The organism is Corynebacterium sp. KPL4015 (assembly GCF_040225725.1).
GTDB lineage: Bacteria > Actinomycetota > Actinomycetes > Mycobacteriales > Mycobacteriaceae > Corynebacterium > Corynebacterium rhinophilum.
In genome coordinates, this window is sequence record NZ_JBEHGF010000004.1 from 66780 (window position 1) to 90440 (window position 23661).

The 23661-nt window shown below is 58.4% G+C and carries 24 protein-coding genes; 17 read left to right on the top strand and 7 right to left on the bottom strand.

The window, feature by feature from the left end; all coding sequences use genetic code 11:
• Positions 1–7 precede the first annotated feature (7 nt).
• Positions 8–1270, bottom strand: a complete 1263-nt coding sequence (locus ABRP64_RS02575) for a carboxylesterase family protein (RefSeq protein ID WP_349865312.1) — start codon at positions 1268–1270, stop codon at positions 8–10.
• Between the two features lie 38 nt (positions 1271–1308).
• Between ABRP64_RS02575 and ABRP64_RS02580 the strand changes: the two genes are divergently transcribed.
• The 4 genes from ABRP64_RS02580 (at position 1309) to ABRP64_RS02595 (ending at position 4669) form a co-directional block, all read left to right on the top strand.
• On the top strand, positions 1309–1512 hold the full coding sequence (locus ABRP64_RS02580) for a hypothetical protein (protein WP_349865314.1): 204 nt from the start codon (positions 1309–1311) through the stop codon (positions 1510–1512).
• The gene (locus ABRP64_RS02585; RefSeq protein ID WP_349865316.1) at positions 1505–1780 is read left to right on the top strand and encodes a hypothetical protein; all 276 of its coding nucleotides are present in this window, start codon (positions 1505–1507) and stop codon (positions 1778–1780) included. The genes ABRP64_RS02580 and ABRP64_RS02585 overlap by 8 nt, the downstream gene beginning before the upstream one ends.
• A gap of 151 nt (positions 1781–1931) precedes the next feature.
• Positions 1932–3764 (top strand): AMP-dependent synthetase/ligase, encoded by a 1833-nt coding sequence (locus ABRP64_RS02590; RefSeq protein ID WP_296087275.1) that lies wholly within the window; start codon positions 1932–1934, stop codon positions 3762–3764.
• 224 nt (positions 3765–3988) lie between these two features.
• Complete coding sequence (locus ABRP64_RS02595; RefSeq protein ID WP_005284226.1) at positions 3989–4669, top strand: hypothetical protein; 681 nt, start codon at positions 3989–3991, stop codon at positions 4667–4669.
• Between the two features lie 131 nt (positions 4670–4800).
• Here the strand turns inward: ABRP64_RS02595 and ABRP64_RS02600 are convergent, their stop codons facing one another.
• The 4 genes from ABRP64_RS02600 to ABRP64_RS02615 all read right to left on the bottom strand — a co-directional run bounded on the left by ABRP64_RS02600 (position 4801) and on the right by ABRP64_RS02615 (position 9643).
• Positions 4801–5766 carry a hypothetical protein gene (locus ABRP64_RS02600; RefSeq protein WP_284784806.1) on the bottom strand — a complete coding sequence of 322 codons (966 nt, stop codon included), beginning with the start codon at positions 5764–5766 and terminating at the stop codon, positions 4801–4803.
• Positions 5767–5931: 165 nt separating this feature from the next.
• Positions 5932–7086, bottom strand: coding sequence for a DUF8462 domain-containing protein (locus ABRP64_RS02605; RefSeq protein WP_349865318.1), 1155 nt, complete (start codon positions 7084–7086; stop codon positions 5932–5934).
• A 110-nt stretch (positions 7087–7196) separates the two neighbouring features.
• Positions 7197–8255 (bottom strand): CNNM domain-containing protein, encoded by a 1059-nt coding sequence (locus ABRP64_RS02610; RefSeq protein ID WP_284784812.1) that lies wholly within the window; start codon positions 8253–8255, stop codon positions 7197–7199.
• Entirely contained in the window at positions 8255–9643 is a 1389-nt protein-coding gene (locus ABRP64_RS02615) for a hemolysin family protein (RefSeq protein WP_284782343.1), read from the bottom strand. Before ABRP64_RS02615 ends, ABRP64_RS02610 begins: the two co-directional genes overlap by 1 nt.
• A 149-nt stretch (positions 9644–9792) precedes the next feature.
• On the opposite strand from ABRP64_RS02615, the gene hemW reads away from it, so the two are divergent.
• The 12 genes from hemW (at position 9793) to ABRP64_RS02675 (ending at position 21267) form a co-directional block, all read left to right on the top strand.
• Positions 9793–10932, top strand: a complete 1140-nt coding sequence (gene hemW, locus ABRP64_RS02620) for a radical SAM family heme chaperone HemW (protein ID WP_349865320.1) — start codon at positions 9793–9795, stop codon at positions 10930–10932.
• 224 nt (positions 10933–11156) lie between these two features.
• Positions 11157–12197 (top strand): heat-inducible transcriptional repressor HrcA, encoded by a 1041-nt coding sequence (gene hrcA / locus ABRP64_RS02625; RefSeq protein WP_284850048.1) that lies wholly within the window; start codon positions 11157–11159, stop codon positions 12195–12197.
• An 81-nt stretch (positions 12198–12278) separates the two neighbouring features.
• Positions 12279–13439, top strand: coding sequence for a molecular chaperone DnaJ (gene dnaJ, locus ABRP64_RS02630; protein ID WP_349865322.1), 1161 nt, complete (start codon positions 12279–12281; stop codon positions 13437–13439).
• Positions 13439–14182 carry a 16S rRNA (uracil(1498)-N(3))-methyltransferase gene (locus ABRP64_RS02635; protein WP_284819278.1) on the top strand — a complete coding sequence of 248 codons (744 nt, stop codon included), beginning with the start codon at positions 13439–13441 and terminating at the stop codon, positions 14180–14182. Before dnaJ ends, ABRP64_RS02635 begins: the two co-directional genes overlap by 1 nt.
• Positions 14183–14192: 10 nt before the next feature.
• The gene (locus tag ABRP64_RS02640) at positions 14193–15170 is read left to right on the top strand and encodes a PhoH family protein (protein ID WP_284770271.1); all 978 of its coding nucleotides are present in this window, start codon (positions 14193–14195) and stop codon (positions 15168–15170) included.
• Complete coding sequence (gene ybeY / locus ABRP64_RS02645; RefSeq protein WP_284782350.1) at positions 15171–15791, top strand: rRNA maturation RNase YbeY; 621 nt, start codon at positions 15171–15173, stop codon at positions 15789–15791.
• 51 nt (positions 15792–15842) lie between these two features.
• Entirely contained in the window at positions 15843–16691 is an 849-nt protein-coding gene (gene pdxY / locus ABRP64_RS02650) for a pyridoxal kinase PdxY (RefSeq protein WP_284782352.1), read from the top strand.
• 125 nt (positions 16692–16816) lie between these two features.
• On the top strand, positions 16817–17836 hold the full coding sequence (locus tag ABRP64_RS02655; protein WP_005284191.1) for a formamidase: 1020 nt from the start codon (positions 16817–16819) through the stop codon (positions 17834–17836).
• 599 nt (positions 17837–18435) lie between these two features.
• The gene (locus ABRP64_RS02660) at positions 18436–18678 is read left to right on the top strand and encodes a hypothetical protein (protein WP_284770275.1); all 243 of its coding nucleotides are present in this window, start codon (positions 18436–18438) and stop codon (positions 18676–18678) included.
• Between the two features lie 65 nt (positions 18679–18743).
• Positions 18744–19781 (top strand): GTPase Era, encoded by a 1038-nt coding sequence (gene era / locus ABRP64_RS02665; RefSeq protein WP_349865324.1) that lies wholly within the window; start codon positions 18744–18746, stop codon positions 19779–19781.
• Between the two features lie 6 nt (positions 19782–19787).
• Positions 19788–20504: a DNA repair protein RecO gene (gene recO, locus ABRP64_RS02670; protein WP_284770277.1), complete on the top strand. Its 717-nt coding sequence runs from the start codon at positions 19788–19790 to the stop codon at positions 20502–20504.
• A gap of 10 nt (positions 20505–20514) precedes the next feature.
• Positions 20515–21267, top strand: a complete 753-nt coding sequence (locus tag ABRP64_RS02675) for an isoprenyl transferase (RefSeq protein ID WP_296087300.1) — start codon at positions 20515–20517, stop codon at positions 21265–21267.
• Between the two features lie 44 nt (positions 21268–21311).
• On the opposite strand, the gene ABRP64_RS02680 is transcribed toward ABRP64_RS02675, so the two are convergent.
• Both ABRP64_RS02680 and ABRP64_RS02685 read right to left on the bottom strand, forming a co-directional pair.
• Positions 21312–21731, bottom strand: coding sequence for a Fur family transcriptional regulator (locus ABRP64_RS02680; RefSeq protein ID WP_034658244.1), 420 nt, complete (start codon positions 21729–21731; stop codon positions 21312–21314).
• A gap of 68 nt (positions 21732–21799) precedes the next feature.
• Positions 21800–22090, bottom strand: coding sequence for an ArsR/SmtB family transcription factor (locus tag ABRP64_RS02685; protein ID WP_005278104.1), 291 nt, complete (start codon positions 22088–22090; stop codon positions 21800–21802).
• A gap of 188 nt (positions 22091–22278) precedes the next feature.
• Between ABRP64_RS02685 and ABRP64_RS02690 the strand changes: the two genes are divergently transcribed.
• On the top strand, positions 22279–23658 hold the full coding sequence (locus ABRP64_RS02690; protein WP_284770279.1) for a glycine--tRNA ligase: 1380 nt from the start codon (positions 22279–22281) through the stop codon (positions 23656–23658).
• Positions 23659–23661: the final 3 nt, after the last annotated feature.

A 23661-nucleotide genomic window follows, 5' to 3' on the forward strand; every position in this document is an offset into this window, starting at 1 on the left:
GCAGCAGTTAGTCTTCCTCATAAAACGCCGCGGCCACGTAATCCAGGGTGGCATAGGCAATGCGCCGGTCCCCGGTATCCAAATCAAATTCGAGCACGCGGTGGTCGCTGCCATAGCGGGGGAAACCCGCCTCCCCTGTGGTGGCGAAGTGGCAGAGCCACTCATTTAGCTCGCAGTCGGTGCCGAAGAGCGGGTAGAGCTCATCGCAGTGCAGCGCCGGCTTAAGCTTCCTCGTAAACTCCATCATCCAGGTAGGCCCCGGAGCGCCGGAGGCTACCTGCGCCGTCCAGCGGCGAACGAGGGAATCGCCTATCATCCGGCCCATGAGGCGGTCCGGGTCCACGTACTGCGCGAGCTGGCGCCATTGCGTGTAGCGCCCGTGTGGGAAGCCGAAGCGCTGGGAAAGGTAGTTACAAATAAACTTGCCCAGGGCCATATTATCGATGCGCTTGCCGGCTGGAAGATCGTAAAACTCATCCCGGGTGGAGCTCACCACGATGGGGATATCCGCCAATTCAGATGCCTGCATTGGTGCCGGGCCGAGGGCCAAGTCATAGCGGTGCTTCTTGCGAAACTTTTTATAGCCCTTTTCTAGTGCCTCGGGCGACAGCGATTCCAGGGCATTGGGCTCGATGGGTACCGACAGGCACCTGTGCAATCCCGCCACGCGGTGCTCAAAGGTATCGCGGGGGTAGGCAGGCGATAGGGCGAGGACGCGCCGAAAAGCACCGCGGTAGTGATCGCGCCGGGCAAGCCACAGGCTAATCGCCGCACCGGCGGATTGGCCTACCAGGGTGATATTCGTTTTATCCCCGCCAAAGGATTCGATATTGTCCTGTAACCACTCCAAAGCCAGCACGCAGTCATCGATGCCGCGGTAGCGGTCCGCTTCATCGTCAGCAAAGCGAGCAAAACCGGCCAGGCCCACGCGGTAGCCCACCCGGACTTGGATGATGCCCTTGCGGGCCGTCACCGTGCCTGGCACCCGCTCGTCCTCATGCGAGCCGCCTTCAAAGCTTCCCCCGTGGATATAGACCACCACGGGGCAATCCGCAGCGTTGTCGGGGGCGGTGATGCTGAGTGCTACCTCATCCGGTTGCGGTGTGCGTGCATCCTGGTCGAGGGGTTTTTCCAGCGGCCGCGCTGGGGCGAAGCGGCCAGGAATCTCGCAAAAGCGCAGCGAATGAAAGTAGGAGAGGCCATCGCGGCTAAAGCCGGTGATACGTCCAGATGGGGTGGCATTGGTGACGGGTATCTGTGCGCTCGACATACCTGCCAGATTACCGTGGGGCAGTACTATAAGAACTCATGGAGTGGTTGACTGACGTGAGCAGCGCATTTTCGCAGTTCTTGGTGCAGGCGCCCGTGTGGGTACAGATGATCATCGTGGTAATCATCGCGGTTCCCATCATGATTGGGCTGGCCTGGTGCCTGATGTGGGCCGTAGACCGCAGCGCCGGCCTAATTTCCCAGTTTCGCAATCGCGGCACTACAGTAAAAGACCATGGCTGATCAACATTCGGAGGGCACGGGCGATAACGCAGCGAGCGGCGACGTACCCGGCGCCAGCTCGGATAGGATCCAGCCGGTAGATCCCTGCGAAGGCCTGTGGGATCCAGAGCGCAAAAAAGATGAGCGCGCCGCAACTACGCCGGTTGTCGGCACCTCCCAGCCCGTTCGCCGCAAACGCTCTCTGCCTAAATCCCGGGTCTCGCTCACGCTGTGGTCCATGATTGCGTTGGTTCTCATCGTTGCGCTAATCGGTAGCCTGTGGCCCTAGGGCAAATTGGTGGATTACTCCAATAAATGGACCGCTCTGATGCTATAAGCCCTGAATAATTACCACTTCGATCGTGGGTGAAACGCGTTGATTCGCCATCCGGTTGGTACAGTAGGCACAGATTATTATTAGCTGTGCGAAAGGACATCGCGTGACCCTGCAACAAGTGCACACTCCGGCGGAATTTACCATTGAGCCGGGGGAAACCTGCCTCACCGCCCTGATGGATACCGCGAAGAAGCGCCCGCACGGCGTGATGTTTACGCGCCCAGCTAATTACGAGTGGGTTAATGTCACCGGAAAAGAATTTATTGATGAGGTCTTTGAAGTAGCTCAAGGCTTAATCGCGCTAGGCGTGAAGCAGGGCGATCGCATTGCCCTCATTTCTGCTACCCGTTACGAATGGTCCCTGCTGGACTACGCCATTTGGGCAGCCGGCGCGGCATCGGTTCCGGTCTATCCTTCCTCCTCTGCCTCCCAGGTGCGTTGGATTATCGAGGATTCCGGGGCGGTACTTGCGATTACCGAAACCCGCGAGCACTCCGAATTGGTAGAAAACCTGGTCCTACAAGACGACGGGGAACCAAACCTAAAAGGCTCGCCGTCGCGGCTGCGGCGCGTATTGGAGATTAACTCCTCCGCCATCGATACCTTGAAATTCGAAGGCCGCAGCGTTGGCACCGACGAGGTGTCTGCTCGCATTGCCGCCACCAATACCGATGATCTTGCCTCCTTGGTTTATACCTCCGGCACCACCGGTCGGCCGAAGGGTTGCATCCTGACGCACCGGAATTGGCTCTCGGAAGCTAGGGCGCTGACCACCAATCCCATCGGCGTATTCGCCGTGCCGGGTAGCCATACCCTGACATTTTTGCCCTTGGCCCACGTTTTTTCCCGTGCCGTATCGATTGCCGTGGCTATTCGCGGTGCTTCGCAGAATCACTGGTCCGATTTTTCCACCATCTCCATCGAGTTCGCCCGCTCTCGCCCCAACGTGATTTTGGGCGTGCCGCGCGTATTTGAAAAGGTCCGCAACTCTGCGGCCTCAAAGGCAGCGGATTCTGGCATCAAGAGCTTCCTTTTTGAGCAGTCCGAAAAGATTGCCATCGAGTACTCCAAGGCGCTCGATACGCCGGAAGGCCCAGACCGCCTGCTGAAAATTAAGCACAAGCTTTTTGACAAGCTGGTCTATTCCACCATCCGCCAGGGCGTGGGTGGCAATGTTCGGTACTGCATTACCGGTGGCTCCGCGATGGGCCACGATTTATTGCATTGGTTCCGCGGCATCGGAGTTCCCGTTTATGAAGGCTATGGCCTGACCGAGACCGCTGCGGCCGCGGCCGTGGACTACTTGGACCAATCCATTGGTACCGTCGGACCGCCGCTGGGCGGGGTGACCATGCGTATTAACGATGACGGCGAAGTCTGTATCAAGGGTGGCATGGTCTTCCAAGGGTATTGGAATAACCCCGAGGCCACGGAGGAAGCCTTCGAGGATGGCTGGTACAACACCGGTGACTTGGGGGAAATCGACGATGATGGCAAGCTCACCATCACCGGCCGCAAGAAGGACTTGATTGTCACCGCGGGCGGCAAGAATGTATCGCCTGGCCCGATGGAGGATATTCTGCGCGGCCACCCCCTGATTTCGCAGGCCATGGTCGTAGGCGATGGCAAGCCGTTCGTGGGAGCGCTAATCACCTTGGACCCGGATATTCTCAAGCGGTGGAAATTGGACCACAATATCCCAGAAAACCGCTCCATGAGCGATATCGCTACCGACGCCACCCTGCGCGCCGAGGTGCAAGACGCCGTCAACAAGGTGAACTCCACGGTCTCCCACGCGGAGGGCATCAAGAAGTTCTACATCCTAGAAAGCGACCTTACTGAGGATGAAAATGAGCTCACCCCAACGATGAAGGTCAAGCGCAACGTGGTGGCCCAACGCTATGCCAGCGCTATTGAGCACATTTACAAGCGCTAGAAAGAGCCCAAACGGGTACACCCGGGGATTTTATTCCCCGGGTGTTTTCCTTCTTGCAGGTCACAATGGCGCAAGCGCGAACCTGCCATAAACCTGTGAAACGCTTCGGAGTGTCGCGCTCTCGCGGTGGGCGATCTGGCATAGAGTCATGAGTCGTCGCCGAAAACCTCAACCTCTACTAGAGGTTAGAAAATGAAAACCGCGGAAGGAGTGGCTCGAAGCCTATGCAGAAGATCGCCGCCGAGCTGCGTCACCGCGAGCTCACCCAGGAGATTTATAATATCGGCGACGAAGTCGCGGAATACCTCGAGCACCTTATTGAAGCAATCGAGGATTGGGATGAGGAACTATCCATGGATTGCCTGGCAGAACTCGGCGATATCGTCGACGATGCCCGCGTGGACTCGGGGCGCTGCGTGGGTGAGCTAATTGGGCTTCGCCAAGCGCTAGTGTCCGGCGTGCGTTCGGGAACCATTTCTGCCGCTCCCTCCGGCGCGAATGATGCGGAGGAGCCGGAGCAGCTCACCCCGCGCCTATTGGATGAGCGCTATCCCATTGCCAAGCCCATCGTCGTGCACGAACTGGCAGAGGCGCTGCGCCAGCGCACACAGGCGGTAGCAGATTACCTCCGCGAGGTCGTGGAATACGTGCTGGCGCAAACCGATGCCGTCGCCCGCAACCTCGACATGGTCTCCCTGCCGCACCTGTATAAGTGCACCGGGGAATCAGCGCTTATCGCCGTGCAGGCGTGGAAGCACACCGTGCTCGATACGCACCCGGCATATGTGCGCTCCATGCGCGGGCATAATCCGCCGCAATTCTTAGAAGAACGCGCCCGCATTGCCGCGGTCGTAGAAAAAGTCCGCGCTAAGCGCGAGGCGGCACGCAGGGCCACAACTGCATAAATCCTTTAGACTTCCTTGCTTAAAGCAAGGGGATTTTAGCGGCCACCGAGATTCCCTCTCTCGGTGGCCGTTTCATTTGTAAATGACCATTCCGCGAATCTGTTGATAGCTCGGGCGGCACCGGCAATAACTTAGTGGCAGGATCGCTGGGTGCGTACCGCGTTCTGGCGCGCAGAGATAGTGGCAGTGACCTCAGAGATGAAGCGTCCCGGGTGCTGTACTAACTGGCGCGGGGAAAATCGTATGACGGTAAAACCCGCATCGTGCAGGCGCTTTTCGTGGGATTGGCCGGTTTGGTCCCGCGGCTTCGTTGGCATCGTGGTGGCCGCGGCGTCGTCTGGCCTCCCGACCGCTGTGGAAGAAGCCCCGGCCGTATGGTCATCGTTCGGTTCAGTGATGTCGATGATGTAGGTCTTATTGATACACAACTCCGCGGTAATGCCGGGAAGGGCAGTGTACTGAACCTCGAAAAACATTGGCCACGGAAAATCCGCCTGGATGAGCAGGGCGCGGGCAAAGGAAGCAAGGGGAGACGGGGAGGCGGCGCAGCTGTGGTGGATCACGTCCCGGACGACCGCGCTATTGCGCACCCTGCCCATCCGCGCGAACTCCTGCCTGAGTTTCTTCTTCGTTATCCCTGCCCGCAAGGCAGAGTCGGCGGCAATGAGGCCTTCGCGAAAACCGTGGAATCGGGCGATATCGATCACAGCTCGGGCTGGCGAAACGGTGCGGGAGCCATGCACCAGCATCGGTTCGGGTAATTTCGTTTTGCGGTACATGCGTTCTGGATGGCGCCGGTCCTTATTTGGCAAAGAGTTATGGGGAAGGGCCATTTCCACCTTTTCTTCCGCGGAGGCAAGCACCCATAGCCCGTGGACGCGGGCGGCGGACTTAGAGATGAGCACCGCGGTATAAGCGCTGCGGGCGGCGGCGATGGCGCGCAGGCGCAGCTGGGAGGATAGGCTCAAACCGTGGTAATGGTCGCGGTGTACCGCGATGCGGGGTGCGAGCTTGAGGTAGGTGCCGTTATCGAGGTCGCGGCCGAAGGTGGGATGGTTGTGCCGGATGGAAGGAATATTAGTTAGTGCTTTGCTCATGACCCCGAGCACATATGAGGCGCACGATGCCTGCTACCCGAATGCGCGCGAGGCTGTGGAGTTCTCGTTGAATCTTCACTAAGTGTGAACCGTGGTGCTCGAGTGGCGCCACGAGCTTAAGTTATCCACACCCGCGCTATGGGTGGGTTGCGCGACTGAGCTCGATTAGTACGAATCGATTACCAAGCTAGCGGCATGCTCGCGCAAATAATCTCGAAGGTAGGGCAGGGCAAAGTCTACTTGGCCACTGGCTGGTATCTCGATTAATTCCGAGTCAAGCAAGCGGCGGCGGTAATTGGATGCATATTGCGAGCTTTTTCCTAGGCGGGCCGTGATATCACTCATGGATGAGGGGCCATTGTCTTGCGCCATATGGAGCAGGAATGTCCGATCGATGGGGGAAAGCTCCGCTAGGGCGGGCTCATGGACTAGCTGCCCTAGCTTTCGTCGTGCTTTGGAAATGCCTTCCTGCGCAGCGTCCACCGAAATCGTATTGTCTGTTCGGTGGCGGAAAGCCCATAGGCCGACGAGCTGAATCATAAAGGGGTATCCCTGGCAAGCGGATACGGCAGAATTCAGCGCGTCCTTGTCCCAATTAACCTCTGTTTCTTCTACGGGAGCCTTGAGTGCCTTCCGGACGTCCGTATCCGCCACTCGGTCCAATTCAATACGGTTCGCACGGCGGAGAAAAGTGACAGGATTAGAGTCATCCTGGCTGGCTAAAAGCGGTTTAATCGAGGAAGGGATCCCTGCCATGACTACAGCAATATTTTCCCCTTCTCGCACGAGGTGCTGGATGGTAGCGCCAAAATCGATGACCTCATCACTGCGCTGGTGGTGCATTTCATCCAACGTAATGAGCACCCCGGTGGGCTCGCCGTGGGAAATCCGGTCGAGTTCGCGCTGCGCATGGAGAAGGTCTTTTAAAGCCCTTCTTAAGGGATAAGATTCCGCGGATAATGTCCTTGGATCCCATTCCATCCCGATGCCTAATTGAAAAAGGTGCAGGTTGAAACCTTTTAGCGCTGTGCGGTTGAGTTGAAGGGTATTAATAATTTCAGCTCGGAGCCGCTCTGCAAAACCGGCAGATGCCGTGTCATTAAGGATGCGCCAACCGCGATCTGACGCGGTGTCTTCGAAAGCATTGAGCAACACCGTCTTGCCGATACCGCGTGGACCCAGGACGAGAGAAATACGTTCATGGGATCCGGGGCCATCGTCCAAGGCATAAGCGAACTCCTCAATGGAGTCTTTACGGCCAGCTAGGTAGGGAGGCGTGGCTCCAAGCGTGGCGGTAAACGGATTCTTCCGGTGGGTCATAGCCCAAGTGTAAAACACCGTGCTTGTGTACGCTTGTTTATCTTTTGAATTTTGTTTATAAAACTATTAGGTGCCGAAACCAACGGGACTGGTTGGTTTCGGTGAGGACGCTATACCGCAGGGGGAGGGGTGACCTTGTCCAGCTGCTCGGTAATCTGCGGCCACAGCTGGCCCATGATGTCATCCCAGGTAAGGATCCACACGGCCTTGTCTTTGTCCGCTTTGCCTACGACCACGAGCTGCTCATTGCGGGAGCGCATGTGATCGAGAGTCTTTTGCACGGTGGTAGCAGAAGAGACGGAAATCGGGTCGCGGGAAAACTCGAGGACTGGGGTATCGGGATTGGCCAAGAGGGTATCGCGCACGTGCACCACGCGGGGCACGCGGGAATCCTTGGGGAAGACGAGCACGCGCATAATGTTTTTGCGCAGGACGAGCTCTTGGAGCTGTTCCACCGTGGCATCGGAAGGCAGCGGCACTACCTCTGAGCCGTGGGCGCGCGCCATGGCGCCTACCGTGGAGTTCTCGAGCTCGATGACATCGGAAATCTGATTGGCGGAATTATCGTCAAGCGCGCCGGTCTCGCGGGAGTGCTCGACCAAGGTGCGCAGCGTCTCGGCATCGTAGCCGGCAGCACCGGCGCGATCGACCGGTCTCTCACCCGTCATGGCCACCAATTTATTGGCCATCGTGTTAATCCACTTCAACAGCGGACGGAAGACCCACACGAACCCACGGGCGGGGATGGCGATGACCTGCAGGGCGGATTCTGGGTGCGCAATGGCCCAAGACTTGGGTGCCATTTCACCCAGCACCAAGTGCAGGAAGGTGACGATGAACAGGGCGAGGATGAAGCTGGCGACATCGGCAATGCCCAGCGGCAGGCCAAGGGCCTCCAGCGGGGCCATCAAAAGGTGATGGACCCAGGGCTTGGTCACGGCACCGAGCACGAAGGTGGCGGCGGTAATGCCCAATTGCGCGCCCGCCAGCATGATGGTGAGCTCATTGAGCGAGCGCAGGCCGGCGCGGGCAGTACGAGAGGATTCCGCGTTTTCTTCAAGCCGGTTGCGGCGCGAGCCCATGAGGGAAAACTCGATGACCACGAAGAAGCCGGAAGCCGCAATAATGAGCAGCGTGACGATGAGGTTGAACCACCACGTATCGGTCATTATGCCTCCTCCTCTTCTTCGTCGCTGTCATGAACGTAGTCCTCAATAAGCTCGATGGCCAGGGAGGATGGCACGTGGCGGTCTACGTCATCCACGCGCATGCGAATGGAGCGAGTCGGTGCTTCGTCCTGATCCACCCAGTCGTCCGGCTCGGCCTCTAGGTCGATGGTGTGGACCTCGCCTACCTCTGGCAGGGCGCCGGCATGTGCGATGAGCAGGCCGGCGATGGTTTCAAAATCGCCCTCCGGAAGATCGTGGCCAATGGCGCGCTCGATTTCATCCAGCGGCGTATCGCCATCCACCAGCCAGTGGGATTCGTCCTGCTCGGTGATTTCTTCGGTTTCCTCGATATCGTGCTCATCGGTGACATCGCCCAAGATCTCTTCGGCCAAGTCCTCCATGGTGACGATGCCGACAAATCCGCCGTACTCATCGATGACGCAGGCCAGCTTTTGTTCCTCGCCGCGCAATTCATCGACGACATCGGGAAGCGGCATAAGCTCCGGAACTACCAAGGGCTCGCGCATGATGGCAGTAGCGCTAGTGGCGGCGGGGAGATCGGAGCCCAAGACATCGAAAAGATGCACCACGCCGATGGGATTGTGCTCATCATCGATGACGGGGTAGCGCGTGTGGTTTTCAGACATCAATTCGCGCACCTCGCCCAAGGTGGTGCCTGGGTCGATCACGTCCACGCGGGAGCGGGGGATCATGGCGTGCTCGACGTCGTGCTCTGGAAAGTCGAGCAAACGGTCCAAGACCATATAAGTATCCTCATCCAAAACGCCGGTTTCGTGCGAGGAATCGACGATGGATTCGAGGTCATCGGCTGTTGCGGAAGAATCGACGTCTTCTACCGGCTCGATGCGAAATAGCTTCAAAATCGCGTTGGAAGAGTACTCGAAAAAGCGGATGAGCCAGCCGAAAATGCGCAGATACCACTGCGTGGACGCGGCCAAGCGCAGCGCCGTTTTCATGGGCGCGGCGATGGTATAGTTCTTAGGGAAAAGCTCCGCAAAGAGCATCGTGGCGATGGTGGAAATAAACAGCGCCGCGATGGTGCCGATAGCCACGGATACGCCGGTGGGAATGCCTACGCCGCCGAGCAGCACGCCAAGGCCCTGGCCCACTAGGGGCTCTGCCACATAACCAATGAGCAGGCCGGTAATGGTAATGCCGAGCTGCGCACCGGAAAGCATGAAGGAGGTGCGCTTGGTGATGTCGAGTGCGCGCTGGGCGGATTTATCACCTTCAGCGGCCATGGACCGCAATTGGGTGCGGTCCACAGACATGAATGAAAACTCTTGCGCCACGAAGTAAGCGTTCGCGACGATGATGATGCCGATGACCACAAAGCCTGCCAGGATCATCAAAATAGCCGATAACATGAGTTACTCCCCACCGCCTATAAGGTGGCGGGGACATCGACTGGGAGGCTCCACTGAAGGTACCTTTCTATACGCGGGAAGTTGGCAATATACTACATGTTTAACACCCATTTCGGCCATTTTGTTCCCTGCCTATTAGGGTTTGATTCATGACTGAACCATTCGGGCTGTATATCCACGTTCCCTTTTGCGCCACCCGCTGCGGCTATTGCGATTTCAATACTTATACCCCCGGCGAGTTGGGCAGCCCGCGCGATCTCACCGGCCCTTACCTCGATGCCTTGGACAAGGAGCTGGAGATGGCGGCGGGCCGCGTGGGGCGCACCGCGGATACGGTCTTCATCGGCGGCGGCACGCCCTCGCTCCTGGGGGGTCAGGGCCTGAGCCGCATTCTGGATACGGTGCGCTCTACCTTTGGGCTTAGCCCAGACGCCGAGGTCACCACCGAGTCCAACCCGGAGTCCACCTCGCCGGAGTACTTTGCCGCGCTTGCCGATGCCGGCTTTAACCGCATCAGCCTCGGCATGCAGTCCGCCTCGCACAGCGTGCTCCAGGTGCTCGAGCGCGCCCACACCCCGGGACGCGCTTTCGCCGCCGCGCGCGAGGCCCGTGCGGCCGGCTTCCAGCACGTCAACCTCGACATGATTTACGGCACGCCCACCGAAACCGACGATAACGTCCGCGGGACCTTGGACCGCGTACTCGAGACCGGCGTCGACCACGTCAGCGCGTACTCGCTCATCGTAGAAGACGGCACGCGCATGGCCCGCAAGGTCAATAAGGGTCTGCTTCCCGCCCCCGATGAAGACGTGCTGGCCCGGCGCTACGAAATGATTTCTTCCACCCTCGAAGACGCCAGCTTCGAGTGGTACGAGGTCTCCAATTGGTCGCTGCCCGGCGGCGAATGCGAGCACAATCGCATTTACTGGGTGGACGGCAACTGGTGGGGTGCAGGTCCTGGTGCGCACTCCCACCTAGGCGACGAGCGCTTTTATAACGTCAAGCACCCCAATCGCTATATCCAAACTATAGGAAACGGCGAGCTGCCCATCAAAGACAGCGAAACCCTAACGGGTGCCGATCGCCACATGGAAAAGATCATGTTGGGCTTGCGCCTGCGCGAGGGCATCCCAGAATCCTGGCTCGATGCCCACGCTGCCCCGGCACTGGAGGACTTCATCGACCGCGGCCTGCTCGAACGCGTCGGCCAGCACGTGCGAGTGACCAAGCCTGGGCGTCTGCTTGCCGATGGCATCGTCTCTGACCTCCTCATCGCCGAAGAGTCCTAGCCGCCGTCAGAAATTCCTTATATGTGCCCCTGAACCACCAAAACCCCTTATATTCCCTTCTGGATGACCAAAACCTCTTATATTTCCCTCTGAACCACCAAAACCCCTTATTCGGGCTTATTCTTGTTAGACTTTTAAGATTGGCACTGGATTTACGCTGTATTTATAGAGAGACGCCGGTACATCGACTTAAACTAACCCGCAGAGAATAGGAGCGCTGAGAAGTGTCCACCTCAACTGATGCCCGCCGCAAGGAGGTCCTGCGGGCCATCGTTGCGGATTACATTGCCTCCCAGGAACCCGTGGGCTCCAAAACGCTGGTAGAGCGCTATCGTCTGGGCGTTTCTTCCGCGACCATCCGCAATGATATGGCCGTGCTGGAATCGCAGGGGCTGATTTCGCAGCAGCATGCTAGTTCCGGGCGCGTTCCCACGCAGCAGGGGTACCGGCAGTTCGTTGATTCTCTGCACGAGGTCAAGCCGCTTTCTACCCCAGAGCGCAAAGCGATGCTGAGCTTCTTGGAAGGCGGGGTAGACCTCGAAGATGTGCTGCGCCGCTCCGTGCAGCTGTTGGCTCAGGTCACTGAGCAGGCGGCCGTGGTGCAGCTGCCCAATTTGAAGATCTCGCGCGTTAAGCACTGCGAGGTCGTCACGCTATCTCCGGTGCGGGTGCTGCTGGTGCTGATTACGGATAATGGCCGCGTGGATCAGCGCAACGTGGAACTAGATGAGGTCATTGACCAAGACCAGACGTATCGCCTGCGGGACATCGTCAATAATGCGCTAGTGGGCAAGACGCTTACTGATGCCTCCGTGGAGCTCGCCCACCTCGTCGATGACGCCCCTCTAGATATCCGCCACCACGTGCTCAAAGTGGCGACCACGCTCATTGAAACCTTGGTGGAACAGCCTTCTGATCGCTTGATTATGGCGGGGACCTCGAATCTCACCCGCGTCGCGCGCGAATTTCCGGAGGGGCTGCCCAAAATTATCGAGGCTTTGGAAGAACAGGTCGTCGTGTTGAAATTGCTGGCGCGCGTACCGGACCTGGGCAATGTATCCGTGGTGATCGGGGACGAAAACGAAGAGGATCAACTGCGCGATGCCTCCGTCGTTGCCGCCGGATATGGCTTTGGAACCGGGGGACAGGCGGCGACGCTTGGCGGCCTTGGTGTGGTGGGACCGACGTTTATGGACTATTCGGGAACAATCTCTAAGGTCTCTGCTGTTGCACAATACGTGAGTGAAATTTTGGCCGGCGAGTAGTGCGAGTAGACTAGCCGGTCGCTACATAAATTTTTGCAAGGTAATACCAACAAAACGATCGAGTAAGGAATATCTCTAACAGTGGCTCGTGACTATTACGGCATCCTAGGTGTTGATAAGGACGCAACGGACCAGGAAATTAAGAAGGCGTACCGCAAACTGGCCCGCAAGTATCATCCGGATGTGAACCCGGATGATGGGGCAGCGGCGGAGAAATTTCGCGAGGCTTCGGTTGCCCAAGAAGTTTTGCTGGATCCGCAAAAGCGCCAGATCGTCGATATGGGCGGCGATCCCATGGAGCAAGGCGGCGGTGGCGCTGGCGCCGGTGCCGGCGGATTTAGCGGCTTCGGCGGCGGTGGCTTGGGCGATATCTTCGCCGAGTTCTTCGGCGGTGGCGCCGGCGGCGGATCCCGTGGGCCTAAGTCGCGCGTGCAGCCCGGCAACGACGCTCTCCTGCGCACTCGGATTACCCTGGAAGAGGCCTATACGGGCCTGAAGAAGAAGGTCACCGTCGATACCGCGGTGCTGTGTGATTCCTGCGGCGGCACCGGCTCGAACTCCAAGTCCAAGCCTGTTACCTGCGATAACTGCAATGGCATGGGTGAAATCCAGGAGATGCAGCGCAGCTTCTTGGGCAACGTGATGACCAGCCGCCCGTGCCCGAAGTGCCAGGGCTTTGGCGAAATCATTGAGGACCCCTGCAACCAGTGCGCCGGCGATGGCCGCGTGAAAAAGCGTCGCGATCTTACGGTCTCTATCCCGGCCGGCATCAACGATGGCATGCGCATCCGCATGGCCTCCCAGGGCGAGGTTGGCCACGGCGGCGGGCCCGCAGGTGACCTTTACGTGGAGGTGCACACCCAAGAACACGAGGTTTTCCAGCGCAATGCGGATGACTTGAACGTCACCGTGCACGTGCCGATGATCGATGCTGCGCTGGGCACCAACTTCACCATCGATCAACTCAATGGCGAAGAGCTCACCATCGATATCGAGCCGGGCACCCAGCCAGGCGAGTCCATCAAGGTCGAAGGCGCGGGCATGCCACGCCTGCGCACCGATGGCTACGGCAGCCTGTTTGCCCACGTGGACGTGGTCGTTCCCAAGGACTTGGACCGCAAGAGCCGCGAGGCGCTGGAAAAGATCCGCAATACCCGCGATGAGGGCGCCCGTGTGCGCACCGCCAGCGACGGGCAGGAAGACTCCTTCTTTACCCGCCTGCGCGATAAGTTCCGCCGCTAATGTCGCTGCCCGTCTTCATCCACCCGGATCTCTCCGCCGCCGAGGCCGGAGACAGCATCACGCTGTCGGGGCCCGAGGCGCGCCATGCCGTGACGGTCAAGCGGATGCAACAGGGGGAGAAGCTAGCGCTTATCGATGGCACCGGTATCCGCCTCACCCTCTCCGTCACCGAGACCTCTGGCAAGGACCGCTTAGCCGGCACCGTCGAGTCCGTTACCCACATCCCCGAGCCAAATCCGCGGGTAACGGTGGTGCAGGCGATCCCTAAATCCGAGCGCGCTGAGCTGGCCGTTGACCTGGCTACCCAAGCTGGGGCGGATGAGATCATCGCCTGGCAGGCGGATCGCTGCGTGGCTAAGTGGGATGGGAAGAAGGCTCCGAAGGCCGTCGCCAAATGGCAGGCCGCCGCTGAAGCAGCCGCAAAGCAATCCCGGCGAGACCGCATCCCGCAGGTTCGCGGTCCGCTGACCACCCGCCAACTGGTTGCGGAACTGGCAGAGCGCGCAGAATCCGCGAGCGTGCTAGTCCTGCACGAGGAAGCCACCGAATCCATCCGCGAGGTGGACCTGCGCGGCGAGGTCTTCCTCTTGGTCGGCCCCGAGGGCGGCATCGGGGAAAAAGAGCTGACAACACTGTGCGAGGCCGGGGCCGTTCCCATCAAATTGGGCCCAGAGGTTTTGCGCACCGCCAGCGCGGCGATGGTGGCTTTGGCGGCTATCGGCATGCGGACTGAGCGCTGGTAGCCTATTAGACGTGCCTATCATCACCAAGAAATGTGAGATCGATTCCGCGTATGTCAGCAGCGTATTGGGCAGCGCGGACGATAACCTCCGCGTGCTCAATGACCGCCTCGATGCGGACCTTTTTGCCCGGGGCAATATTGTCACCGTCACCGGCCCCGATTACGAGGTAGCCCGCGCGGCGAAGATCCTCGACGAGCTCGAGGCCATCGCCAGGCGCGGCCATGCCGTATCCACCGATACGGTAAAGCACACCATGGACATGGTGGCCGTGGAGGCGCCGCAGTCGGTAGCGGCGGCGATGGCGGCGGACATCGTCAAGCGCCGAGGCAAGTCGATCCGTCCCAAGACGGTGGGGCAATCCGAATATGTGCAGGCCATCGACAATAATACGGTGGTCTTTGGCATTGGCCCGGCCGGTTCAGGAAAGACCTATCTGGCGGTGGCGAAGGCCGTGCAGGCCCTGCAAAATAAGCAGGTCTCGCGCATTATTCTTACCCGTCCGGCGGTTGAGGCGGGCGAAAACCTGGGCTTTTTGCCGGGTACGCTCAATGACAAGATTGACCCGTATCTGCGCCCGCTTTATGACGCGCTGCGAGACATGCTCGATCCAGAGATGATCCCCAAGCTTATGGATGCCGGCATCATCGAGGTCGCCCCGCTGGCGTATATGCGCGGGCGCACGCTCAATGATGCATTTGTCATCCTTGATGAGGCGCAAAACACCACGCCGGCGCAAATGAAGATGTTTTTGACCCGCCTGGGCTTTGGTTCCACCATCGTGGTCACCGGCGATATCTCCCAGGTGGATCTCCCGCGCGGCCAGATTTCCGGTCTGCGTATCGTGCGGCGGATCCTCAATAACGTGGATGATATCCACTTTGCGGATCTCAGCGCCCAAGACGTGGTGCGTCACCAGCTGGTGGGCCGCATCGTGGATGCTTATGATTCCTTTGATAATAAAAAGGCTGCGGAATACGAAGGGGAATAAGTGAGTATCGAATTTCTCAATGAGTCGGGTTTTGATGGCGTCAACGAGGAGATGCTGATCGATGTCGCCTCCTATGCCTTCGGCGCCATGGATATCAACCCCGATGCGGAATGCACCATTACCTGCGTGGACCTGAAATCCATCGAGGATCTGCACATCCGTTGGATGGACTTGGAAGGCCCTACCGATGTGATGAGTTTTCCCATGGATGAGCTCACCCCCGGCGCCACTTCTGGTGGCGGGCGCCCCGATGCCGCCGATCCGGGACCTGCCATGCTTGGCGATATCGTATTGTGCCCCGAGTTTGCCCTCCGCCAGGCCGATGCCGCCGGGCATTCGCTCGGGCACGAGCTCGCGCTTTTGACGGTGCACGGCTGCCTGCACTTGCTGGGCTACGATCACGCCACCGCGGCGGAGGAAAAGGAAATGTTTGCCCGGCAGAATGAGCTGCTGGCGGATTGGTACGATGACCTCGCCGCTCGCGGGAAGAGCTACCAGCCAAAGCCCTCGGGCCCGAAGGCCTTTCCGGATGCCGCCGAGCGAGCCCGCCTCGATGAACAGGTACCCGGCGGCGGAATTCCGGCCATCGGGGAGCCACGGGACGAGGAACCCCACGAATAATTTCGCCCCTTCCTTTGTCTCTGTGCACAGTCAGTAGCACAATGGATAGCTATGACTATCCTTTCCATTCAGTCTCACGTCACCTACGGCCACGTGGGAAATTCCGCGGCCGTATTTCCCCTCCAGCGCGCCGGCCACGAAGTGTGGCCCGTGCACACGGTGAACTTCTCCAACCACACCGGATACGGTGACTGGGGCGGACCGATGATTCCGGCTAGTGATGTCACGTCGATCATCGATGGCATCGAAAAGCGCGGTGCTTTTGAAAATATCGACGCCATCCTTTCCGGCTACCAAGGCGGCTCCGACATTGCCGATGCCATCGTGGATACCGTCCGCCGCATCAAGGCCGTCAACCCCAAGGCGCTCTATGCTTGCGACCCCGTGATGGGTAATGCGAAGTCGGGTTGCTTCGTTTCCGATGACATTCCGCCACTGCTGCGTGACCGCGTGGTGCCCGTGGCCGATATCATCACCCCGAACCAATTTGAGCTGGGCTATCTGACCGATACCGAGGTCAGCACCTTGGACCAGACCTTGGCTGCGGTGAAGAAGGCGCAGGAAATGGGTCCGAAGACGGTATTGGTTACCTCCGTAAAACGCCCGGAAACCCCTGCGGATCAGATCGAGATGCTCGCCGTCGATGGTGAGCGCGCTTTCTTGCTCTCGACCCCGCTGTTGCCGGTTAAGCGCAACGGCTCTGGTGACGTGACCGCGGCGCTGTTCACCGGCCACTACGTTGAAACCCATGACGTGAAAGAGGCACTGCGCCGCACCGCATCTTCTGTCTACGAGCTTCTGCGTACGACGTATGAAGCGGAATCCACCGAGCTGCAGCTCATTCAGGCCCAGGATGCTTTTGCTCACCCAAGCATGCAATTCCAGGCGGAGGAGCTCTAAGGCTGCCCCAAGAGGGATGCGGTCTGTAATTTGAGACAAGCACGTCGCTTTTCAGGTGAATACGTGAGGTTCGTCATATAGAGTGATAGGTGTAACTTAATCAACGACGCGATTGGAGTCCCGTCTTGTCCAGCACCGGAAGCATCAGCGCATCCCCCGACGGCCTGTTGATGGCCCTCATCCAGTACCCAGTTCCCGTAGTCAATACCCCAGAAGACGTTCAAGCAAACGTCGATGAAATCTGCCGCATGGTGGCCTCGACCAAGGCGGGCTACCCAGACTTGGATCTCATCGTCTTTCCGGAGTATTCCTCTTCGGGACTGAACACCAAGATTTGGTCCTACGATGAATTCCTCATTGGGCTCGATGACCCCAAGGTGGACCAGTACAAGCAGGCTTGTAAGGATAACGACGTCTGGGGCGTCTTCTCCATCATGGAACCCAACCATGAGGAAGGAAAACCCCCGTTCAACACGGCGATTATCATCAACTCCGACGGTGAGATTGCACTGCACTACCGTAAGCTGCAGCCATGGACCCCCATCGAGCCGTGGTACCCAGGTGACCTGGGCATGCCGGTGTGCGATGGCCCCAAGGGCTCCAAGCTTGCAGTCAATATCTGCCACGATGGCATGTTCCCAGAGCTCGCCCGCGAAGCGGCGTATAAGGGTGCCAATGTCTACATCCGCATCTCGGGTTATTCCACTCAGACCCAAGACCAGTGGATCATGACCAATAAGACCAATGCCTTCCAGAACCTGATGTATACGGCATCGGTGAACTTGGCGGGCTATGACCAGGTCTTTTACTACTTCGGTGAAGGAAATGTCTGCAACTACGATGGCCACATGATTTCTGAGGGTCACCGCAACCCGGGCGAAATCGTCACCGCAGAGGTATTCCCAGCGTTGGCTGATAAGGCGCGCATCAACTGGGGCCTAGAAAACAACATCTTCAACCTGGGCAACCGCGGCTATGTCGGTTACCCAGGCGGAAAGACCGAAAACTACCTCACCTGGGTCGAAGACCTTGCCAAGGGCGAGTACAAACTGCCATGGTCCGATGATGTTCGTATCAAGGACGGCTGGAAGTACTACCCGGACGGACCGCAGCTTGGCCCACTGCCGGATGAATTCAAGAAATAGACTCACGGCTATTAGCTCCTGAAGGCCCCGCACCCTCGTTTATTTTGAGGGCGCGGGGCCTTCGGGCTGGTGTTGACCTGATAGGAACATCAAAAGGTCAACGTCCTCAGGTATATCTGAGCGCGATTTGCTACATTTCAGGCGCGAATATGCTCAGTTATTGCAGTGGACCTATAGCATCTGCGAAAAGAACGGCGCGGTACAGTTTCGGGGCTCCGCTCTAAAGGCCTTCCCCTTGTGTTTCCAAGGGCGTTCCCGCGAGAGAACCTTCGTCATAGAATTCTGGTGACGCTCCACCCTGCGGCGGTCCCGAATATGGAGCGCCGCCGTTGCAAAGCTCTGGCCATTCGTCTGGATAAAGCAAGTGCCCATTAAGGCCACCGCATACTCCTTCCGCGCGTACGGAACGCTGGAGTGCAGGGGTATTGCACAGTTCGGTTTGGTGCGAAGAGCCATCAGAAAATCTCCCGAATGCGCCAAGGCCGATTTCGCAGTACAGCAGCTCAGGCTCCGTCGCGGCCGCTTGCGGTTGTGCGCCTGACTTCTCAGTTGCTACTTGGGTTTCTGGTTCTGCTGGGGTTTCGGAGGTCGGCTCTTGCGTGGTGGATTGTGCAACGCTGCTCGAAGAGGACGCACTCGATGAGCTGGATGCTGAACTGGAAGAAGTACTGGTGGATTCCTCTTCGGAAGGCGAAGTACCAGCAACAGGGGATGAACAGGCACTAAGGGAAATGGTGAGAAGAGCGCCCAGGAGCAGTAGGGGAGACTTGGTTGGCATGGCGGAGTGCCTTTCAGGAAGCGGTGAGAAATACACCGAGGAGGAGAGAACGGTCTTAGCTTAGCCTGCAGATTTGTTAGTGCGTGAAACAATCGGAGATTTTGGTGCTGTGGGCTATCATTGCAGGTAATGAGTTCTGATATTGATGCACAGTTTGATGCGGCATTCGAGGGCCTGCCAGATGACCCCGATGATGCAGCTCCGGAAGCCGCCGGGGAGAAGGCGGCTCCGTTAGATTATTCGCAGTACACGGATACCCCAGAAGGATTCCGCTCTGGGTTCGTGTCCTTTGTGGGCCGCCCGAATACGGGTAAGTCCACGCTGACCAATGCGCTGGTGGGCCAAAAGATCGCCATTACCGCGGACCAGCCGGAAACGACCCGCCACACCATCCGGGGCTTGGTTCACCGCGAGGATGCACAGGTCGTCGTGGTGGATACGCCGGGCCTGCACCGCCCCCGCACCTTGTTGGGCGAGCGGCTTAATGAAGTGGTCAAAGAAACGTATGCGGATGTGGATGTCATCGGATTGACCATTCCGGCAGATGAAAAGATTGGTCCGGGTGACCGGTGGATCTTGGATAATGTGCGCTCGATTGCGCCGAAGACCCCCATCATCGGCATCGTGACCAAGCTGGATAAAGCGTCCAAGGACCAGGTGGGCGCGCAGCTTTTGGCCTTGCACGAGCTCTTGACGCAAGAAGATCCAGAGGCAGTGGTGATTCCGGTTTCTAGTAAAAAGGGCGTGCAACTGGATGACTTGGTGCAGGTCATCGTAGAGCATTTGCCGGAGGGCCCGAAGCTCTATCCGGACGATCACATCACTGATGAGGGGCAAGAAAAGCGCATTGAAGAACTCATCCGTGAGGCCGCACTATCTGGCTTGAAGGCGGAGCTACCGCACTCGGTTGCGGTGCAGATCGATGAAATGCTGCCTTCGCGCACGCGTGAGGGAGTGCTGGACATTCACGCCATCATGTACTTGGAGCGCCAAGGTCAAAAGCGCATCATCGAAGGTAAAGATGGCCTGCGTTTCCGCCGCATCGTGGGCAATGCCCGTAAGGAAATCATGGAGCTATTGGGCCAGAATGTGTACCTGGACCTGCGCATCAAAGTACTGAAAAATTGGCAGTCAGATGCCAAGTCGCTGGGCAGGCTCGGGTTCTAAAAGGCTATGCGCGAAAATTATCGCGACCGCGCCGTGGTCATTCGCTCCTATGATTTTGGGGAAGCAGACCGCGTAATCGTACTTCTCACCCAAAACCATGGGTTGGTGCGTGCGGTGGCCAAGGGCGTGCGCCGAGCAAAATCCCGTTTTGGATCGCGGCTGCAGCTCTTCGTCAACCTTGACGTCCAACTGTATGTGGGAAAGAATTTGGCCACGATTTCCCAGGCGGATACGGTGAATTATTTTGGCGCGCGCCTGATTGAAGACTACGAGCGTTATACTGCTGCCTGCGCGGTCTTGGAATCGGCCGAGCGGCTCATCTACGCGGATGGCGACGGCGACCCGTACCTCTACAACGCGGTGGTAGCTACGCTCGAGCAATTGCAAACCGAGGAGCCGACGCAAACGCTTGATGCATTCTTATTGCAGGCCATGGCGCATGCCGGGTGGGCGCCGAGCCTTTTTGATTGCGCCCAGTGCCAGCGCCCCGGCCCGCACCACGCCTTTCACCCGGCCGTCGGCGGCGCCGCCTGCCACGAATGCCGGCCACCAGGTGCTGCAGAGGTGGATCCGGAAACCCTCCACCATTTGTGGCTTTTGGCACATGGCTACCCGACGAATCCGACGAATGCGCAGCGGCAGGAGGGGCATCGGCTAGCGCGGGCGCACCTGCAGTGGCACATGGAGCGAAATGTGTCCGCATTACAGGTGATGGAACAGTAAACTGTAGTCCGTGATTACCCCAGATCCTTCTCGTCGCCTGACCCCGCCGAATATCCCGGAAGAGCTGCTGCCGCGCCATATTGCGTTGGTGATGGACGGCAATGGCCGCTGGGCCCAGGAAAAGGGCATGAAACGCACGGAAGGCCACCGCAGGGGAGAGGCGGTGCTTCTCGATGTCGTCGATGCCTGCCTCGCCGCCGGTGTCCCGTACCTTTCGGCATATGCGTTTTCTACTGAAAACTGGCGGCGCAGCCCTGAAGAGGTGCGCTTTTTGATGGGCTTTAATCGCGACGTGCTGCGCCGGCAGCGAGAGTGGCTCAATGAGCGCGGTGTCCGCGTGGTGTGGGTGGGGCGTCGTCCGCGCCTGTGGCGCTCGGTGATTAAGGAACTCGAAACCGCCGAAGAATTGACCAAGAATAATACAAAAATGACGCTGGCCATGTGCGTTAATTACGGCGGCCGGGCGGAAATGGTCGATGGCGTGCGCCAGCTTGCGGAAAAGGTCGCCGCTGGTGAAATTCGCCCGCGCGATATTAAAGAAAGCACCATCGCAGAGCATCTCTATGATCCTGGCATGCCGGACGTGGACCTATTCTTGCGGCCTTCCGGTGAGAAGCGCACTTCGAACTTCCTGCTGTGGCAGTCCGCTTACGCCGAGATGATTTATCAGGACAAGCTATTTCCTGATTTCAACCCGGAGGACCTCTTCGCCGCCATTGAGGAATATGCCCGCCGGGATCGCCGCTTCGGTGCTGTGAAGTAGGGAAGTAGCAGCTAAGGAAGGCGCGCGAGACTACCGTGCGGTGACTACTGTGCGGCCGCGCACTGCGAGCACACGCCGAAGATCTCCGCGTCGTGGCCGGTAAGCTCGAAGTTGTACTCGGCGGCTACGGCCGAAGCCCACTTTTCAATGGGGCCGCCATCGATTTCTTCGGTGCGGCCGCATTTGGTGCATACCAAGTGGTGGTGGTGCGCATCGGTTTCGCAATGGCGGTACAGGGTCTCGCCATTGGGCATGTGTAGTGCATCTACGGCATCAATATCGGAAAGAGATTGTAGGGTGCGGTAGACGGTGGTGAGACCGACTTTTTCTTGCCGCTCTTGGAGCTGGTGATAAATTTCCTTGGCGGAGGCGAACTTGTCGATGTCCCGCAGGACCTCAACAACCGCGGTGCGCTGTTTAGTATTGCGCGAGCCGAGCTTGGGGATACTCTCATGAATGGACATGACATTCATATTATCAACTCTTTTTCAACAAGCGCTATAATAAATCGTCTTTATATGCAGGCCGGTTATTAAGAGGCGATTTTCGCGGCGTCTTCCAAAAGGGTTAAAACCTCCGGTGCGACCAGAGAGTAGGTCACCTCGCGCCCATTGCGCTCAGAGCTGACAATCCCTGCCTGCTTAAGAACTCGCAGGTGCTGGCTAATCAGCGGCTGGGACTTGCCGGTGGCTTTAACCAGCTCATGTACGTAATGGTCGCGCTCCGCCAGGCGGGTAATGATGGAAATGCGCAGCGGGGAATCGAGGGCCGCGATAACGCTTGCGGCCGCAGAGTTATTAAATGCTAATTGAACGGTCGTCATAGGGAGTGGGCACCTTCAATACGGTATCTATTATCTGTCGACCACTACTATATTACCTCAAGTTGGTCATTACCTGTACATTAACCGATTTAAATTTGCACCCCCTGATCTCACTACTGATGGGGGATAAGGGTTAGACTGAATGAGATTGTCACGACTGTCCCCTACCAGAGGAGTCCTTTACAACCATGGCATCCCTTATCGATACCGTTGTTAATCTGTGTAAACGCCGCGGCTTGGTCTACCAGGCGGGTGAGATTTACGGCGGTTCCCGCTCCGCTTGGGACTATGGTCCTCTTGGTGTGGAGTTGAAGGAAAACATTAAGCGCCAGTGGTGGCGCCACATGGTCCAATCCCGCCCCGACGTCGTGGGTGTGGATACCTCCGTCATCCAGCCGCGCCAGGTGTGGGTCTCCTCCGGCCACGTGGAGGTCTTTACTGATCCTCTAGTGGAATCCCGCCACACCGGTAAGCGCTACCGCGCCGACCACCTGATTGAGGCCTACGAGGAAAAGCACGGCCACGAGCCAGAAAATGGCTTGGCGGATATCAACGATCCAGAAACCGGCCAGCCAGGTGACTGGACCGAGCCGAAGGCCTTTTCTGGCCTGCTGAAGACCTTCTTGGGTCCGGTCGATGACGAGCAGGGTCTGCACTACCTGCGTCCCGAGACCGCACAGGGTATCTTCATCAACTTCAAGAACGTGATGACCTCCTCGCGCATGAAGCCGCCATTCGGCATTGCCAATATTGGTAAGTCCTTCCGTAATGAGATCACCCCGGGTAACTTCATCTTCCGCACCCGCGAGTTCGAGCAGATGGAGATGGAGTTCTTCGTCAAGCCTGGCGAGGACGAAGAGTGGCACCAGTACTGGATTGATGACCGCTACAAGTGGTACACCGACCTGGGCATCAAGGAAGAAAGCCTACGCCTGTACGAGCACCCCAAGGAAAAGCTGTCGCACTACTCCAAGCGCACCGTGGACGTGGAGTACGCCTTCGGCTTCAAGGGCTCCAAGTGGGGCGAATTGGAAGGTGTGGCCAACCGCACCGACTATGACCTTTCCGTCCACGACAAGGGCTCTGGCGAGGACCTGTCCTACTATGACCAGGCCAATGATGAGCGCTGGATTCCCTACGTCATCGAGCCAGCCGCTGGTCTGGGCCGTTCCATGATGGCCTTCCTGGTAGATGCCTACGACGAGGAAGAAGCGCCGAACGCTAAGGGCGGCACCGACAAGCGCGTGGTTCTGCGCTTGGACCGCCGCTTGGCGCCCATCAAGGTTGCCGTCCTGCCGTTGTCCAAGAAGGAAGAGCTCTCCACTCCGGCCCGCGAGCTGGCGGATAAGCTGCGCGCTTACTGGAACGTGGACTTTGACGTCTCCGGTGCCATCGGCCGCCGCTACCGCCGCCAGGACGAGGTTGGTACGCCATTCTGCGTCACCTTCGACTTCGATTCGCTCGAGGATGACGCCGTGACCGTCCGTGAGCGCGACACCATGGAGCAGGAGCGCGTAAAGATTGAGGATCTTGAGTCCTACCTCGCAGCGCGCCTGATTGGGTGCTAAGAA

What these genes read in the sequence shown, in the direction of transcription:
- ABRP64_RS02600 (WP_284784806.1), bottom strand. Translation starts at nt 5,766, where the DNA reads ATGAGCAAAGCACTAACTAATATTCCTTCCATCCGGCACAACCATCCC.
- ABRP64_RS02595 (WP_005284226.1), top strand. Translation starts at nt 3,989, where the DNA reads ATGCAGAAGATCGCCGCCGAGCTGCGTCACCGCGAGCTCACCCAGGAG.
- ABRP64_RS02685 (WP_005278104.1), bottom strand. Translation starts at nt 22,090, where the DNA reads ATGACGACCGTTCAATTAGCATTTAATAACTCTGCGGCCGCAAGCGTT.
- ABRP64_RS02635 (WP_284819278.1), top strand. Translation starts at nt 13,439, where the DNA reads ATGTCGCTGCCCGTCTTCATCCACCCGGATCTCTCCGCCGCCGAGGCC.
- ABRP64_RS02615 (WP_284782343.1), bottom strand. Translation starts at nt 9,643, where the DNA reads ATGTTATCGGCTATTTTGATGATCCTGGCAGGCTTTGTGGTCATCGGC.
- ABRP64_RS02605 (WP_349865318.1), bottom strand. Translation starts at nt 7,086, where the DNA reads ATGACCCACCGGAAGAATCCGTTTACCGCCACGCTTGGAGCCACGCCT.
- ABRP64_RS02585 (WP_349865316.1), top strand. Translation starts at nt 1,505, where the DNA reads ATGGCTGATCAACATTCGGAGGGCACGGGCGATAACGCAGCGAGCGGC.
- ABRP64_RS02690 (WP_284770279.1), top strand. Translation starts at nt 22,279, where the DNA reads ATGGCATCCCTTATCGATACCGTTGTTAATCTGTGTAAACGCCGCGGC.
- ABRP64_RS02610 (WP_284784812.1), bottom strand. Translation starts at nt 8,255, where the DNA reads ATGACCGATACGTGGTGGTTCAACCTCATCGTCACGCTGCTCATTATT.
- ABRP64_RS02680 (WP_034658244.1), bottom strand. Translation starts at nt 21,731, where the DNA reads ATGTCCATTCATGAGAGTATCCCCAAGCTCGGCTCGCGCAATACTAAA.
- recO (WP_284770277.1), top strand. Translation starts at nt 19,788, where the DNA reads ATGCGCGAAAATTATCGCGACCGCGCCGTGGTCATTCGCTCCTATGAT.
- pdxY (WP_284782352.1), top strand. Translation starts at nt 15,843, where the DNA reads ATGACTATCCTTTCCATTCAGTCTCACGTCACCTACGGCCACGTGGGA.
- ABRP64_RS02580 (WP_349865314.1), top strand. Translation starts at nt 1,309, where the DNA reads ATGGAGTGGTTGACTGACGTGAGCAGCGCATTTTCGCAGTTCTTGGTG.
- ABRP64_RS02575 (WP_349865312.1), bottom strand. Translation starts at nt 1,270, where the DNA reads ATGTCGAGCGCACAGATACCCGTCACCAATGCCACCCCATCTGGACGT.
- era (WP_349865324.1), top strand. Translation starts at nt 18,744, where the DNA reads ATGAGTTCTGATATTGATGCACAGTTTGATGCGGCATTCGAGGGCCTG.
- hemW (WP_349865320.1), top strand. Translation starts at nt 9,793, where the DNA reads ATGACTGAACCATTCGGGCTGTATATCCACGTTCCCTTTTGCGCCACC.